The 15,329-nt window shown below is 64.3% G+C and carries 13 protein-coding genes; 6 read left to right on the top strand and 7 right to left on the bottom strand.

The annotated features are described in order from the left end of the window. Positions 1-48: 48 nt before the first annotated feature. Positions 49-1,002, top strand: a complete 954-nt coding sequence (gene ubiA, locus RTCK_RS18755; RefSeq protein WP_142593928.1) for a 4-hydroxybenzoate octaprenyltransferase — start codon at positions 49-51, stop codon at positions 1,000-1,002. 59 nt (positions 1,003-1,061) lie between these two features. Here the strand turns inward: ubiA and RTCK_RS18750 are convergent, their stop codons facing one another. Then, a complete protein-coding gene (locus RTCK_RS18750) occupies positions 1,062-1,628 on the bottom strand; it encodes a DUF6101 family protein (protein ID WP_142521550.1) in 567 nt (188 codons plus the stop codon). A gap of 278 nt (positions 1,629-1,906) precedes the next feature. Between RTCK_RS18750 and RTCK_RS18745 the strand changes: the two genes are divergently transcribed. Further along, positions 1,907-4,231, top strand: a complete 2,325-nt coding sequence (locus RTCK_RS18745; protein ID WP_142593927.1) for a DUF1217 domain-containing protein — start codon at positions 1,907-1,909, stop codon at positions 4,229-4,231. Between the two features lie 27 nt (positions 4,232-4,258). On the opposite strand, the gene RTCK_RS18740 is transcribed toward RTCK_RS18745, so the two are convergent. Genes RTCK_RS18740 through RTCK_RS18730 form a run of 3 tightly spaced genes read right to left on the bottom strand, consistent with a single transcriptional unit; the run spans position 4,259 to position 7,367 of the window. Next, positions 4,259-5,695 carry an FAD-binding oxidoreductase gene (locus RTCK_RS18740; RefSeq protein WP_142593926.1) on the bottom strand — a complete coding sequence of 479 codons (1,437 nt, stop codon included), beginning with the start codon at positions 5,693-5,695 and terminating at the stop codon, positions 4,259-4,261. 14 nt (positions 5,696-5,709) lie between these two features. Next, positions 5,710-6,687 carry an L-threonylcarbamoyladenylate synthase gene (locus tag RTCK_RS18735; protein WP_142593925.1) on the bottom strand — a complete coding sequence of 326 codons (978 nt, stop codon included), beginning with the start codon at positions 6,685-6,687 and terminating at the stop codon, positions 5,710-5,712. A 53-nt stretch (positions 6,688-6,740) separates the two neighbouring features. Continuing rightward, entirely contained in the window at positions 6,741-7,367 is a 627-nt protein-coding gene (locus RTCK_RS18730; RefSeq protein WP_408004574.1) for a DUF6656 family protein, read from the bottom strand. A gap of 134 nt (positions 7,368-7,501) precedes the next feature. On the opposite strand from RTCK_RS18730, the gene RTCK_RS18725 reads away from it, so the two are divergent. From RTCK_RS18725 to RTCK_RS18710, 4 genes are all read left to right on the top strand, one after another. Then, positions 7,502-7,966 (top strand): BA14K family protein, encoded by a 465-nt coding sequence (locus RTCK_RS18725; protein WP_142521546.1) that lies wholly within the window; start codon positions 7,502-7,504, stop codon positions 7,964-7,966. A gap of 179 nt (positions 7,967-8,145) precedes the next feature. After that, the gene (locus RTCK_RS18720) at positions 8,146-8,592 is read left to right on the top strand and encodes a BA14K family protein (RefSeq protein ID WP_142593924.1); all 447 of its coding nucleotides are present in this window, start codon (positions 8,146-8,148) and stop codon (positions 8,590-8,592) included. Between the two features lie 174 nt (positions 8,593-8,766). After that, entirely contained in the window at positions 8,767-10,548 is a 1,782-nt protein-coding gene (locus RTCK_RS18715) for an acyl-CoA dehydrogenase (protein ID WP_142593923.1), read from the top strand. 10 nt (positions 10,549-10,558) lie between these two features. After that, positions 10,559-11,314: a crotonase/enoyl-CoA hydratase family protein gene (locus RTCK_RS18710; RefSeq protein ID WP_142593922.1), complete on the top strand. Its 756-nt coding sequence runs from the start codon at positions 10,559-10,561 to the stop codon at positions 11,312-11,314. A gap of 299 nt (positions 11,315-11,613) precedes the next feature. On the opposite strand, the gene RTCK_RS18705 is transcribed toward RTCK_RS18710, so the two are convergent. From RTCK_RS18705 to RTCK_RS18695, 3 genes are all read right to left on the bottom strand, one after another. Continuing rightward, entirely contained in the window at positions 11,614-13,194 is a 1,581-nt protein-coding gene (locus tag RTCK_RS18705) for a peroxidase family protein (protein WP_142593921.1), read from the bottom strand. Positions 13,195-13,332: 138 nt separating this feature from the next. Continuing rightward, positions 13,333-14,577 carry a class I SAM-dependent RNA methyltransferase gene (locus tag RTCK_RS18700; RefSeq protein WP_142593920.1) on the bottom strand — a complete coding sequence of 415 codons (1,245 nt, stop codon included), beginning with the start codon at positions 14,575-14,577 and terminating at the stop codon, positions 13,333-13,335. Further along, the gene (locus tag RTCK_RS18695) at positions 14,574-15,326 is read right to left on the bottom strand and encodes a TlyA family RNA methyltransferase (protein ID WP_142593919.1); all 753 of its coding nucleotides are present in this window, start codon (positions 15,324-15,326) and stop codon (positions 14,574-14,576) included. Before RTCK_RS18695 ends, RTCK_RS18700 begins: the two co-directional genes overlap by 4 nt. Positions 15,327-15,329 lie beyond the last annotated feature (3 nt).

Raw genomic sequence — 15,329 nt, 5'->3', positions numbered from 1 at the left:
CGCGGTTCCTGCCTTGCGAACGGGCCGCAGGGCCGCTACGACCTGAGCATGACGAAAATCGACGATCTCAACGGCCGCGTCTATGATGCGCCTTCCGACAACTGGGTCTACCGCGTGCTGCCCAGTCCTGCATGGCCCTATGCGCAGCTCGCCCGCTGGGACAGGCCGATCGGCTGGCAGTTGCTGATGTGGCCGTGCTTCTGGTCCTCGGCGCTGGCTGCAAATGTTGCCGCCGGCCGCGAGGAGCTGTCCGTCGGCCTCTTCGTCTTCCACCTGCCTCTGTTCTTCATAGGTTCGGTCGCCATGCGCGGCGCCGGCTGCACCTATAACGACCTCGTGGATCACGACATCGACAGCGAGGTCGCCCGGACCCGCTCGCGGCCCCTGCCGTCGGGCCGGGTAAGCCGTTTCCAGGCGAAGGTCTTCCTCGTCCTCCAGGCGCTGGTCGGTCTGCTTGTGCTGCTCCAGTTCAACGGCTTCGCGATCCTGCTCGGCATCCTGTCGCTGGGGGTGGTGGCGATCTATCCCTTCGCCAAGCGCTTCACCGACTGGCCGCAGTTCTTTCTCGGGCTTGCCTTCTCCTGGGGCGCGCTGATGGGCTGGGCCGGCTTGTTCGGCAGCCTGGCATGGGCGCCGATCTGGCTCTACATGGGCTCCGTCGCCTGGACGATCGGCTACGACACGATCTATGCGCACCAGGACAAGGAGGACGACGCCCTTGTCGGTGTGCGCTCGACCGCGCGGCTGTTCGGCGAGAACACCGGGCGCTGGCTCGTCGGCCTCTACGGGCTGACGCTGGTTCTTCTGCTCGCGGCCTATCTCGCGGCGGGCGTCGGCGTGCCCGCCTATATCGGCCTGCTCGTGGCGGCCGTCATGTTCGCGTGGCAGATCCTCGTCCTCGACATCGACAACCCGGACCAGTGCCTGCAGCTCTTCAAGTTCAACACCCGCGTGGGCGCGGTCGTCTTTGCCGGACTCGTTCTGGCGCTGCCGTTCGCCTGAAACGCAGGAACCCGGCTTGCGGCCGGGCTCCAGCATCAGCGCGGGCGGCGGTGGATCGGCTAGCGTCGCGCGATGATCTCCTTGCCCTCGATCTTCATCGTCACACCGAGCTTGCCCGTGGTGCGGCGGACCAGGAAGCGCGGACGGCGGGCGGCGAAATAGGAATGGCGGCGGCGCGGTCTCGCCTCCTGCGTGCGAACATCGCCCAGATGGTTTTCGAGCGGCCGTGCGACGCCGTCGGCCTCCACCATCAGCATCGGGATGCGGAAGGCCTCCGACCAGCTGCGCCAGTCGGCGGCGATGTCGCACAGGTCATGGGCGACGAGGAGCGGGATGCAGAGTTCCGGGTCTTCGTGATGCAGTTCGAGCGTCACGGTGACCTGCCCGTCGCCATGGTCGATGGCCCGTGCGGCCACTCCCTTGAAGGCGCGGGCGGGAAGGGCGAAGGAGAGTGGCAGCCCGCTCGACGGCAGCGTCTTGCGCAGGATGGCGCCCCGCGAGTCGATGGTGATCACGACATCGCCGGAGGTGTCGCGCAGGGCATAGGTGACTTGCTGCGGAAACCGCGTGGGGTCGAGCCTGAGCGTGGAGCCTGCCCAGGCAGGCTTCAGAACCGTGTTTGTCATCGTGTATGCTACCCTTGTTTTACCTGAGAGCCGTTTCCGGTTTCTCGTGCGGGACTTTTGTCCTCTGATGGGCAGACCATACGGGCCGCTCTATGCCGGACCGCTTAAAAATCGCGGTTAAGGAAGTTTTGCGTCGGGGAATGGTTATCAAACGCCAATCCTGCTCGGTTTCCAGAAGGTGAACACGTTCTCTCGCGTGCACGTCGGGAAGCAAAAGCCCCGGGCAAGCAAGCTCGGGCATGCTGCTGTCGGCAATATTGCGACCGGAGCACCTGTCCATGGTTTCGACATATCTCAGCTACGACCTCGTCAACCGCGACATGTTCAAGACCCTGCAGCGTGTCGCAAGTCAGGACATGGTGGCGCGGGATGCGGCCTACTATGCGGAGAATATCGGCAAGATCACCTCGGTCGAGGAGTTCGTCAACGACTACCGCCTGTTCTCCTACGCCATGAAAGCCCATGGCCTGGAAGAGATGACCTATGCCAAGGCCTTCATGAAGAAGGTGCTCGAAAGCGATCTGAGCGACCCGAACAGCTACGCCAACCTTCTCACCGACGACCGCTACAAGAACTTCGCCGCCGCCTTCAATTTCTCCGGCAGCAGCACGCCGGTCGCGCAGTCGGCCGCGCAGCAGGAGGAGATTCTTGAACTCTACGACCAGAGCATCGTCGCGGCGCAGGATCATGTGGCGGAGGAGACACGCTACTACAAGGCCATGATGGCGCAGGTCGATCATGTGGACGACATCCTGAGCAATGACAGGCTGCGCCGATACGTCTTTGAATCGCTGGGCATCGACGACAGCGTGTATTCCTATCAAGTCGTCCGCAGCGCAATGAGCAGTGACAAGGATGATCCTGCGAGCTACACCAACACCGTGCTCAAGGATCAGATGACCTATCTGATGGCCAAGCTTTCAACGGCCCAGGCAGAACTTGCTGCCCTTGGTACCAATTCTAGTGAGCATGTGGAAAGGAAGGCGTCCCTTAAGCTGGAGATCGCCGGCTACCAGAAGGCCATCAAGTCGACACAGGCTCATATCGATCTCGCCGGCGCCTTCGAATTCGCTGCGGACGGCACATCGGCGAAGGGTGCAGCGCAGACAGAACAGCAACTGGAGGCGATTACCGACCTCTACCTGCTCAGCCGGCCGCGCCAGACGCAGGCTTCGGCGCTTCGCGAACGGGACTATTTCGAGGAAAAGATCCCGACGATCACCAGCGTCGATGATCTGCTGGACGACCCGAGACTTTACGATTACGTCCGCAAGGCCTTCAACCTTAACGAGCTTTTCGTGGTAAAGTCGACGCTGGAGCAGATCCTGACCAGTGATCTTTCGGATCCGAACAGCTACGCCAATCTCTACGGCAAGGACCGACCCCAGTACCTGGAGCTTGCGACCGCCTTCAACTTCAACACCGATGGCAGCCTCGATGGGCCAGTCGCGCAGACCGCCGCCCAGACGTCGCTGACGTCGAACCATTACTTCAGCCGCTATGACGACAAGCAGGAAGAGGCGGACGAAAAGGCGATCAAGCTCTACAAGTCGGAGATGGCGGCGGTGAAGTCCGTCGAGGATTTCCTGTCCGACAAGGCGATCTATGGCTTTCCCCTGCAGGCCGTCGGACTGGATCCGGACTCGATCTCCCTGCTGACGCTGAAGAACGTGCTGAAGAGCGACCTCTCCGACCCCAAGAGCTACGTCTACCGCCTCAAGGACGAACGCTACCTGACGCTGGCGCAGGCCTTCAATTTCACGCGGGACGGCGGTATCATGGCGCCGGTCCAGGCTCAGTCGACGGCCACCATCACCGAGACGGCCAAGGCCTATATCGTGCAGCAGACCCGCTTTCTGGAGGGGGACGAGAAAGAGGCTGCGCGAAAGAAGGCGGACGAGGAATCAAGCTACTACACCGAGACGATGAGCGGCATCAAAACGCTCGACGAGTTCCTGAAGGATCGTCGCCTGGTGGATTTCGTTCTGACGGCGAAGGGTATCGACGCATCGACGGTCACGGATGACTTCCTGAAACAGATATTCGCTTCGGACCTCGATGACCCTGACAGCTTCGTGAACCAGCAGACGAACAGGGAATTTGCCGAGCTGCTGGGCTCGTTCAATTTCGACGAGAATGGCAATCTGGACCGCGACGCGCCGGCGACGATCCAGGGGCGCGGCAAGGTCCTTGAGACGCAGAACCTCTACCTGCGCCAGACCCTGGAAATCCAGCAGGGCGAGGAGAATGCCGGAGTGCGCCTTGCCTTGTATTTCGAGCGCATGGCGGACTCGATCACCGATGCCTACGGCATCCTCGGCGACGAAGCGCTGATGGAGTTCTTCCGCATCACCTTCAGCCTGCCCACCGAGATCGGCTCCATGGATATCGATCAGCAGGCGAAGATCGTGGAAGAGAGGCTCGACCTGAACGACCTGAAGGATCCCGAGAAGATCGGCAAGCTGGTCCAGCGCTTCACGATCCTGTACGATCTGGAGAGCGGCGTGACCGGTCCCTCGCCGGTCGATATCCTCACCGGCAGCGGTGCCTATACCGGCATCAGTGCAGATACCCTCTGGGCGCTGTCCCAGGTACGCCGCTAGCGCCGGGCGATCAGCCCGCCACCGGTCTCATTCGATGGCGACGACCTTTCCGGGGTTCATGATGTTGGCGGGGTCGAACGCACGCTTGATGCGACGCATCAGGTCGATCTCGATCGTGGGCCGGATGCGCGCGAGTTCGTCGCGCTTCAACTGGCCGATCCCGTGTTCGGCGGAAATCGAACCGTCCAGCGACAGGACTATGCCGTGGACGACCTCGTTGATCTCGTACCAGCGCGCGAGGAAGGCGGCCTTGTCGGCCCCAACGGGCTGCGAGATGTTGTAGTGGATATTGCCGTCGCCCAGATGGCCGAAGGCGCAGATGCGGGCGCCGGGTATTGCTGCCATCACCGCTTTTCCGGCTTCTTCCATGAACAGCGGAATGCTGGACACGGGAACCGAGACATCGTGCTTGATCGAGCCGCCCTCGGGCTTCTGCGCATCCGACATGCTTTCGCGCATCTGCCATAGCGCCTTCTGCTGCGCCACGGAGCCTGCGATGACCGCGTCCCGCACCAGGCCCGTCTCCAGGCCCCATTCCAGCAGAGCGTGGACCATGGTCTCGGCTGTCTCGGCCGAGTCGGAAGTGGAGATGTCGATCAGCGCATACCAGGGATGCGGCTCCGACAGCGGATCCCGGACGCCTTCGATATGGCGGGTCGTGAACTCGACGCCGAGGCGAGGCATGAGTTCGAAGCCGGTGAGGGAGGTGCCGCACAGGTTCGATGCCTTCTCGAACAGCCGCAGCGCATCGGCGGGGGAGGCGATGCCGGCCAGCGCCACCTGCCGGCCGATGGGCTGCGGGAAGAGCTTCAGCACCGCCCCGGTGATCACGCCAAGGGTACCTTCCGCGCCGATGAACAGATCGCGCAGGTCGTAACCGGTATTGTCCTTCTTCAGCCGGCGCAGGCCGTCCCAGATTTCGCCGGTGGGCAGCACCACTTCCAGGCCGAGGCAGAGCTGCCGCATGTTGCCATAGGCCAGGACCGCCGTGCCGCCGGCATTCGTCGAGAGGTTGCCGCCGATGCGGCAGGAGCCCTCGGATCCGAGCGACAGCGGGAAGAGCCGCTGCACCCCTTCGGCTGCCTTCTGCACGTCTGCGAGAATGGCGCCGCCCTCGGCGACAAGCACATTGGCGACGGGATCCACGTCGCGGATCCGGTTCATGCGCTCGAGCGAGAGGATCAGATCGGTGCCGCTCCCGCGGGGCACCTGTCCTCCCACGAGGCCGGTGTTGCCGGTCTGCGGGACCACCGGTGTCCGGGTCTCCGTCGCAAGCTTCAGTATGGCAGCCACGTCCTCCGTAGAGCCGGGCTTCAAGACCATGGGGGAGGCGCCCCGGTAAAGCCCGCGGTTCTCCACCAACCTGGGCGCGATGTCCTCAGGTCTGCGCAGGACGTTGCCCTCTCCGACGATGGCCGCGAAACGGTCCAGCAGGTCCGGAGATATACCCGAAATGGTGTCCATCGGTATCCTCCCTGCTAAGGTCTCGGCGCTGCGGCGCGCGAAAGGCGGTCGTTGATCGCTTCTCCCAGTCCCTTGTCGGGGATGGAGGCGACGGCGATCCCATGGGCTCCGGTCGCATCTGCCTGCTTGAGGTAGCCGAACAGATTGGCTGCGGCTTCCGCAAGGTCGCCGCGCGGGCTGAGATCGAAAACGGCTATCGCCCGTTCCTCGCCCTCGACGTGCCGCTCGCCGAAACGGATCAGCGCCTCATCCGCCTGGACTTCGGTGGCATTCAGCCTCACCGGCGCGCCAGGTGCGTAGTGGCTCGCCAGCATCCCCGGTGCTTCGATGCTCGCTGCGGCACCCTGCGGGCGGACGATCGGCAGCCCCGCTACCGCCTCGATCCGGTCGGCGGAGACGCCGCCGGGGCGCAGGAGGCGGACGAGATCGCCATCGACACGGACGATCGTCGATTCCAGGCCGACCGGTGCCGCATCGCCGTCGATGATCAGGGTCAGCTTTTCACCAAGATCCTCGGCGACATGCTTTGCGCTGGTCGGACTGACCTTCCCGGACGTGTTGGCGCTGGGGGCGGCAAGCGGCTTTCCCAACTGGCGGATGACCGTGGACGCAAAGCCCTCCGGCACCCGTATGCCGACGGTGTCCAGGCCTGCCGTCGCCAGAGGGTGGATCGCCGAATCCGTCCTGAGCGGTAGGATAAGGGTCAGGGGGCCCGGCCAGAACTGCTCGGCAAGCCGCCGCGATACCGGATCGAAAACCGCATGCCACTCCGCCATGGCGATATCGGCCATGTGGCAGATCAACGGGTTGAAGCGAGGCCTGCCCTTGGTTTCGTAGATGCGCGTGATGGCTGCCGGATTGGTCGCGTCCGCGGCAAGGCCGTAGACCGTTTCGGTGGGAAGGGCGACCGGCAGGCCCTCGGCCAGTGCCGCCACCGCTTCGTTCAGCGCGTGCTGCGCGTCTGTTCGATGATGAATGATCCTTGCCGTCATGTTCCGCGTCCTATCGCGGAACCGGCCGGCACGGCAACGGCAAACTCCGCAGGCTAGAGCTTTTTGATCATCGCGCGGATGGATTGGTTGCGGGCGCCCAGCAACAGGACGTTCTTCATGGCTTCGTGCGGATCATCGGTTCGAAACAGCAGCCCGTCCTTCCTCAGGGAACGGTCGATGCGCAGCGTCTCACCCGGTGCCTTCTCGTATGCGACCGCAAAATACATCCGCGAATAGCCGCTGCGGATGTTCTCGAAGAACGGATAGGTCTCACTGATGTCTGAGGAGAAGTTGGCGATATAGAAGGACCAGTGGATCGGTCCGCGCTGACCGAACGACGTCGTCGAGGTGGTGACGTGGCAGTAGCCGAGGTGTGGGATCTCGTCGAAGACACGGTAGAAGATGAGCTTGGGAAAGCGGATCGCTTCATGGAATGCGTTGATCCGCTGATGCGTGGTCTCGCCCGCCCTCGTCAGTTTCCGGCCCGTACGCTCCGCAACCTCCTCGCGGGTGAGGTAGCGTTTCCCGCCCACACCGGCCCAGGGAGGCGCCGGCCGCGCAATCCGGCCCGTCCGCAGGAACTCGGAATGCGGCGCGGCACTGATGGAGGGCAGGCGCCTCGGTGGATTGGCCTGATAATATCGCAGCTTTTCGCTCGCCTGCACCCCTGATCCTCCCATGTCGGATTCGATGATCCTACGTGCATTATGGTTAACTGCAGGTATCGCTGCGGCATGGTCACTCGCTGGACCGGCGGGAACCAACGCTGGTTCGTTTCCGTTGATGACGGCACAAAAAGGAAAGAGGAAGCGCCATGAGAACCTTGAGATTTCGTCTCGCAACCGTTGCGGCGGCCTTGGCTGTAACAGTCACCAGTTACGTTCCGGTTCAGGCGATGCCATTGCCGGCAGCACCGGCCGCGGCAACTCAGAATGCGGTGACGGAGGTCCAGTATCGCGACCGGTGGGAAGGCCGCCGGGACCGCCGGGAAGCGCGCCGTGACTATCGCCGCGGATACCGGGCAGGCTACTATAACGGTCACCGCGGCTATCGGGACCGTCGTCCGGGCTACCGCTACTACAATGGCTACTGGTTCCCGCTGGCGGCGTTCACGGCCGGGGCGATCATCGGTGGCGCGGCTCAGGCCCGGCCCAGTGCCGCCTTCAGCGCCCGCCACTACCAGTGGTGCGAGAACCGCTATCGCTCGTATCGGGCTTCGGACAACACCTTCCAGCCCTATAACGGTCCGCGCCAGCAGTGCAATTCGCCTTATTCCTGATACGAGCGTTGATGTTCGAAGCCGCCCTCACCGAGGGCGGCTTCTTGGCGAAAAGCTCTTCGGGCTCGATGTTAATCCATGGTTCAGCTTGAAAAGGATAGCATCTTCATGATCCATCGACGCCCGGCAGCAGAACGGACGGCAGGAGCGCAGACAGTTCAACTTGAATGGAGACGATAATGAAAAACCTGTTCAGGAAGGTCGCGATCGCCGCCGTCTCGGTGGCGGCCGTGGCCGCCAGCATGATGCCGGCACAGGCAATGCCCCTGCCTGCCGCACCGGTGGCCAAGATCGAGGTCAGCTCGGATGTAACCGAAGTGCGCCATCGCGGCTACCGTCGCGGCTACTATCACGGGCACCGCGGCTATCGGCATCACCGTCCCGGCTACCGCTACCACGACGGCTACTGGTTCCCGCTGGCGGCGTTCGGCGCCGGAGCGCTGATCGGCGGAGCGATTGCGGCTCAGCCCCGCTACGTGGAGCCGGAACCGGTCTATCGCGCCACCGGACTCAACCCTCGCCACTACGACTGGTGCCACGCCCGCTACCGGTCCTACGACGCCTATTCCAACACGTTCCAGCCCTATAACGGGCCGCGCCAGACCTGCTACTCGCCGTACTACTGATCGGTCACGCCGCTCGTGGCGGCCTCAAGCTTCTGAAGCCTGCCCGGCGCCCGCCCGGCAGGCTTTTTGGTGACCTGTTCTCCAGGGCTCCATTGACAAGCTGATTTACGTTTACGTAAAAAGCAGGGAGTTCCGCCGAGCCTTTGTCTCGGCCGTCCATGAGGAGGATGCAGCATGTACAAGGCTCCGGTCGAGGAGATCGCCTTTACCCTGAACCAGGTCGTCGGACTGTCTGGAGCCATCGAAACGGGCAAACTCGGCGATCTGTCCGCGGATCTGGTGGAAGCAATTCTCGAAGAGGCCGGACGCTTCGCCACCAACGAGATGGCGCCGCTCGGGGAGGCCGGCGACAGGCAGGGCTCCCGTATCGCTAACGGCGTGGTGACGACCCCGGACGGCTGGGCCGACCTCTACCGTAACTGGCGGGAAGGCGGCTGGAACGGCCTCACCGGGCCGGAGGCCTATCGCGGCCAGAACCTGCCGCACATGCTCAACGTCGCTGCCCTCGAGATGTGGAATTCGGCCTCGATGGCCTTCGCGCTCGCGCCGACCCTTACCATGGGCGCGATCGAGGCGCTCGATAAGCATGGCAGCGAGGACCTCAAGGCGAGGTATCTCGAAAAGCTCGTCTCCGGCGAATGGACCGGGACGATGAACCTGACGGAGCCGCATGCCGGTTCCGATCTCGGCGTCCTCAAGACCCGCGCCGAGCGCCGCGACGACGGCACCTACCGCATCTTCGGCCAGAAGATCTTCATCACCTGGGGCGAGCACGATGCCGCCGACAACATCATTCACCTGGTGCTGGCGCGCCTTCCCGACGCGCCGGCCGGGACGCGCGGCATCTCGCTCTTCCTCGTGCCGAAGTTCCTGGTCAACGAGGACGGCTCGCTCGGCGCCCGCAACGACGTCTTCTGCCATTCCATCGAACACAAGCTCGGCATCCACGGCTCGCCGACCTGCACGATGATCTACGGCGACGGCAAGTTCGGCGACGGGAAGGGCGCGATCGGTTGGCTCGTGGGAGAGGAGAACAAGGGTCTCGCCTGCATGTTCACGATGATGAACAATGCCCGTCTCGCCGTCGGCATGCAGGGCGTGGCGATCGCGGAAGCCGCGACCCAGAAGGCGATCGCCTATGCGCGCGAGCGGACGCAAGGTAAGGCCCCGGGATGGACCGGGGCCGGCATGAGCCCGATCATCGAACATCCTGACGTCGTCCGCATGCTGCTGACCATGAAGGCGCTGACCCAGGGTTCGCGCGCCATCTGCTACGCTTGCGCCCACGCCATCGACATGGCCCATCACAGCGAGGGCGATGAGGCGAAGGCCTGGGGCGAACGCGCCGCGCTACTGACCCCGATCGCCAAGTCATTCGCCACGGATGCCGGCGTGGACGTCGCATCGCTCGGTATCCAGGTGCATGGCGGCATGGGCTTCATCGAGGAAACCGGTGCCGCCCGCTACCTCCGCGATGCCCGCATCGCTCCGATCTACGAAGGCACCAACGGAATCCAGGCGATCGACCTGGTGACCCGCAAGCTGCCGCTCTCCGGCGGTGGCCAGGTGAGCGGCTTTATCGCCGAGTTGAAACAGATCACCGGACACGTCGCCTCCTCGAACGACCCCGCCTTCGGCGAGACGGCTGCCGGCCTGCAGGCGGCAATCGCCGATCTGGAGGCCGCGACGGAATGGCTCCTCACGGCACAGGCGCAGGGCCGTGTTTCGCAGGCACTTGCCGGCGCGACGCCCTATCAGCGGCTGTTCGGCCTCGTGCTGACAGGGATCTATCTTGCCAAGGGCGCGCTTGCCCCCGCCGAGGACGGCAAGGGAGCGTCGCGCCTGGCGCTCTGCCGTTTCGCAGTGGAAAACCTGCTTCCGGAGACGGCGGCGCTGAAGCGCCAGGTCGTCGAGGGGGCGGCAAGTCTCGAAGCGGCCCGCGCCGTGCTCGCCTGAGGAGGAAGCCATGAGCGACAGCCACATCCTCTTCGAGCGGCCCGAGGCACAGCCGGGCGTCCTCGTCATCCGCCTCAACCGGCCGGAGAAGAAGAACGCCATTACCACCGCCATGTATGCGCGGATGACCGAGGCGTTGCACGATGCGAACAACCATGCCGATATCCGCGCCATTGCCTTCCTCGGCACCGACAATTGCTTCTCGGCTGGCAACGACATGGGGGATTTCCTCGCCTATGCCATGGGCGGTGGCGGTCGCCCCTCGGCGGCAGACTTCCTTCAGGCGCTGGCCACCTGCGACAAGCCGATGGTGTCCGGCGTGGATGGCCTGGCGATCGGCATCGGCACGACGATCCACCTGCACTGCGACATGACGATCGCCTCTGACCGCAGCCTGTTCCGCACCCCCTTCGTGGACCTCGCGCTGGTGCCGGAGGCCGCTTCCAGCCTCATCGCGCCGCGGGTCATGGGCCACCAGCGAGCCTTCGCGCTCCTGGCCGCCGGCGAGGGCTTCTCCGCCGAGCAGGCCCGTGAAGCGGGCATCGTCTGGAAGGTCGTCCCCGCCAGCGATGTCGAGGCCGAGACGCTTGCGCTCGCGGCAAGCCTTGCGGCCAAGCCGCCGCACGCTTTGAAGATTGCCCGCAATCTCATCCGCGGCAATGGCGACGACGTGCTGGCGCGCATGGACGAGGAACTGGTGCATTTCACCGCCCAACTCCGCAGCGCCGAGGCGCGGGCGGCGTTCGAGGCCTTCATGCGTCGCTGAAGGGCCCGAAACTTAACTTTAGTCAAGTATTAATAAGTTTATCCTTAAGTATGCGCCGGGCGCAGGAGGCGTCCCTGCGCATGATGCGCCTTTTCCCTTCCCAGAATGGTCGGTCGCCTGAGCAATGCTTCGGACCTCGCAACGGAAGCCGCCGAGCTCATGGAGCTTCTGTGGCGCTTCAATCTGGGCACGTCCGTGCAGCCTGCGGCAACGAGCCGGGACGGACGTCGGGCGGCCTGAGCCGCCCATCCGGATGAACATAGCGAAAGGCCGCGGCATCCTCGCCGCGGCCTTCCGATTCAGGGGCCGAGGGGATTGATGTCGCCCACGAAACGGATGAGGTCGGCCATGGTGAAATGGCCTGGCTCTTCGCAGGGCAGTTCCGGCTTCCAGTTCGAGCGCTTCCACAGGAACGACTCCTCGTCGCCATGGATCATGCCCAGGAAGGTCTCGGCGATGATGGTGGAGGCCATGGGCCCCAGCCGCCTCCCTTCGTGATGGTGCTGTGCTTCCTTCAGGACATAGTACCAGAGCGGTGTCGCCTCATGCAGGCCGTGCTTCTTCGCGATCTCGCCATCGGGTCCCGTGGCAATCTCCTCCGGCGTCATGGGCTGGATTCTCATCGCGCGACAGATGTCCTGACCGGACGGCAGGCCGATCTGGACGCCGCGCCGCAGGTTGCGGAAGGCGAGGTTGGCCTCGCGCTCCTCCTGCTCCGTCGGGTCTTCGCGCAGGCCGGGAAGCGTATGAAGCGAGGGGGCAATGAAGGGATCGAGCTTCCGTGAGAAGTTGAACGTGAAGTCCGCGCCTCCTTCGCCCGCCAGGTCGAAGAAACGCCGCCAGTCGATAATCCAGTTCGACGGCAGTTGCGCAAGTGGCGGCAGAGGGGGAGGCGGCGGCGGTGAGGCCGGGGCCAGTTCTCCGACGATCTTCCCGGACTTGCCGGTGAAGAAGAACAGCGCCTGGAGGGTCCCGTTGGCGATCCGGGGACTGCCGGGGTGGAATGCCCGGTTGTGGCTGTAGGTTTCGCGAACCATGGAATGGCCCAGCCGGTAGCAGGCGGCGGCGAATTCCGCCGGCATGTAGGGGCGTTTCTTGAAGCGATAGAAGCGTCGTCCCTCCTTCTTTATGCGGTTGATGAGGCCCGGTTCCGTCAGCCGCTCCACGAAGTCGAACAGGACGATCCACTGGTAGTGCCACGTCACGATCCGGCGCGCCTCCAGGAACAGGGCCGTGCCCGTGAGCGGCGAGCCGTTCTGCCTCAGCCAGTAGACGACCGCATTGTGGAACTTCAGCATCAGCAGGTGCATCTGTGCCACGAGCAGGTTCTCGTCATTGCGCTCGTCGAAGATCAGCGCATGACCCACCTGGTTGCGCGGCAGGTCGTTCCGGAGCAACGGAATGGGCTGGTCCAGTTCATTGTCCGACGCGGCCGTACGCCCGATCAGAAGCAGCGGCGTGATCTCGAACGTCGCGGGGTCGCGCTGGTAAAGATAGGGATGGATGCCGGGTCCGTCGCCATACAGGGAGTCGAGGTCGAGCGCCGGCGTCCTGAAGTTGTCGGTCGCGTTCGGGTCAGCCTTCTGCTGGTCGAGCGGCGTCGTGTCCAGCGTGATGTCGTGGTCGATGAACTGGCCGAGATAGGTATAGCCGGCAGGTATGCTCGCATTGTCGCCGTCCGGGTCCGGATCCACGCCGATATCGCCTTCGTCCCGCATCGCCCGCGCGAGGGCGAACAGCGCGTCGTCGTCCACATGGAGCGGCAACAGGTCCGGAAACATGACTCCGAACTTTCCGGGATCTCCGATACCGCTGAATGAGTGGAGCGTCTCGCGCTTCATTCCGCGTACGCCATGTCCGTGCATTGCAATCGCTGTCATGACTTCCCTCCCGCTGCAATCTTCGGTGACAGTGTGTCTGTCAATAATCGCAAAGATTGCATCTGTGAGACGGAAGTGCAACCAACTAGGTGCACAACTTCCGGATGCGCGCGGTTGATGCTTTGCTGGGCCGGTTTGTCAACGCTCGAGAAGGGCGACCGCTTCCACGTGGGGCGACCAGAGGAACTGGTCCACCGGCACGACGGTGCGGATCCCGTAGCCACCGTCGGCGAGAAGCCTGAGGTCGCGGGCGAGCGTCAGGGGATTGCAACTGACGGCGACGACCTTTTTGACGCCGGAGCGGGCCAGTTCCCTGACCTGCGCCTCGGCTCCGGCGCGGGGCGGATCGAAGACGACCGCATCGAAGGCCTTGAGTTCCTGGGCCGTGAGCGGCCGGCGGAACAGGTCGCGCTTCTCCACGCTGACCGGCTTCAGGCCCTGCGTGTTGCGCGCCGCCTGATCGAGTGCCTTCAGGGACTTTTCCTCGCCCTCCACCGCATGCACACGCGCCGTCCTGGCGAGCCGGAGCGCGAAGGTCCCTGAACCGGCGAACAGGTCGAGCACGCGCTTCGCCTTTCCTGTATGGGCAAGGACGAGCGCCGCCATCGCGTCCTCGGCCTCCTTCGTCGCCTGCATGAAGGCTCCGGGCGGGGGTGATACGAGGACGCCGCCGAAATCGACCACCGGCTTCTGCGGTTCGACCAGGATCTCGCCGTTGGCGGAGACGCGGGCGATGCCCCTCAGCGCGAGGACCGCCTCGACCACCCCCCTTCGCTGCTTGTCTCCGAGAGGTTTCAGGCCGTCGGCGGCGAGATCGAGCCCCGTCAGGGTCTCCAGCACCGCGAGCCGGAAGGCCCCCGCGGCGCTGGCAAGCGCCGCCGCGACCCGCCGGATCTGCTCCAGCCTGTCCATGATTCCCGGCGATGCGACGGGACAGTCTTCGATGGAGACGATATGGTTCGTCTCGGCCCTGTTGAAGCCGAGCAGCAGCTCCTTTTCCGTGCGGCGCACGGAAAACACGGTCCGTCGCCGCTGGCCCGGCCCGCAAGCCACCAGCGGCCCCACCTCCGGCGTCAGACCCTTGGCTGCGAGAGCCGCGACAACCAGCTCCCGCTTGAAGTCGCGATAGGGGAGCTCCGCCAGGTGCTGGAGGGAACATCCGCCGCAGGCGTCCCGGTCGGGATCGTAGTGGCGGCAGGTCGGCGCCACGCGGTCGGTTGAGGTCTTCGCCGTCGAGATCACGGTGCCTTGGCTGCCATGCCGGGCGATCGCCACTGTCTCCCCCGGAAGGGCATGCGGCACATATACCGGTCCCTCGGAAGTATGGGCGATGCCGTGGCCCAGTGCGCCAAGCCTGTCGATGGTGACCGTCTGCGTGCTCATATGGTCTTCGTTCCTGCCAGCAGGAATTCCTGGTTGCCGTCGCCGCCGGGGATGGGCGAGGGCATGAGGCCGAGGCTTCGCCAGCCCATCTCGTCCGTCAGCCACTCTGCGAGCGACGCGGCGATGCTCCGTCCGCTTCCCGGCTGCTTCAGAAGGCCGCCCTTGCCGATGGCATCGCGGCCGGCCTCGAACTGCGGCTTGACGAGAAGCACGCATATGGCTCCGCGCTCGGCCAGATTCAACGCCGGCGGCAGCGCGAGCTTCAGCGAGATGAAGGATACGTCGGATACGACGAAGTCGATCCTGCGCCCTGCAAGGTCGCCCGCGGTCAGGCTGCGGGCATTGAGGCCCTCGATATTCGTCACGCGCGGGTCTGCCGCCAGCGACGGATGCAACTGGCCATGACCCACGTCGATCGCCGTTACATGGGATGCGCCCCGCTGCAGGAGGACCTGCGTGAAGCCGCCAGTCGAGGCGCCGACATCGAGACAGGTGTGTCCGGCAGGATCGAGTCCGAAATGATCGAGCGCCGCCGCCAGCTTCAGCGCCGCCCGCGACACATAGTCCTGCGCGGGATCATCGATCTCGATCACCACATCGTCATGGAAGGTCTGGCCGGGCTTGTTCACGACCTGGCCGTTCACCTTCACCGTGCCGCGCGCAATCGCATCGCGGGCCCGGGAACGGCTGGGAAACAGGCCGAGCGAAAGAAGCAGTTGATCGAGCCGTTGCGGCGGATGGATGGGCATGCT

The organism is Pseudorhizobium endolithicum (assembly GCF_902153245.2).
GTDB classification, from domain to species: Bacteria; Pseudomonadota; Alphaproteobacteria; order Rhizobiales; family Rhizobiaceae; genus Neorhizobium; species Neorhizobium endolithicum.
This window is presented reverse-complemented; position numbering and strand designations above follow the sequence as displayed.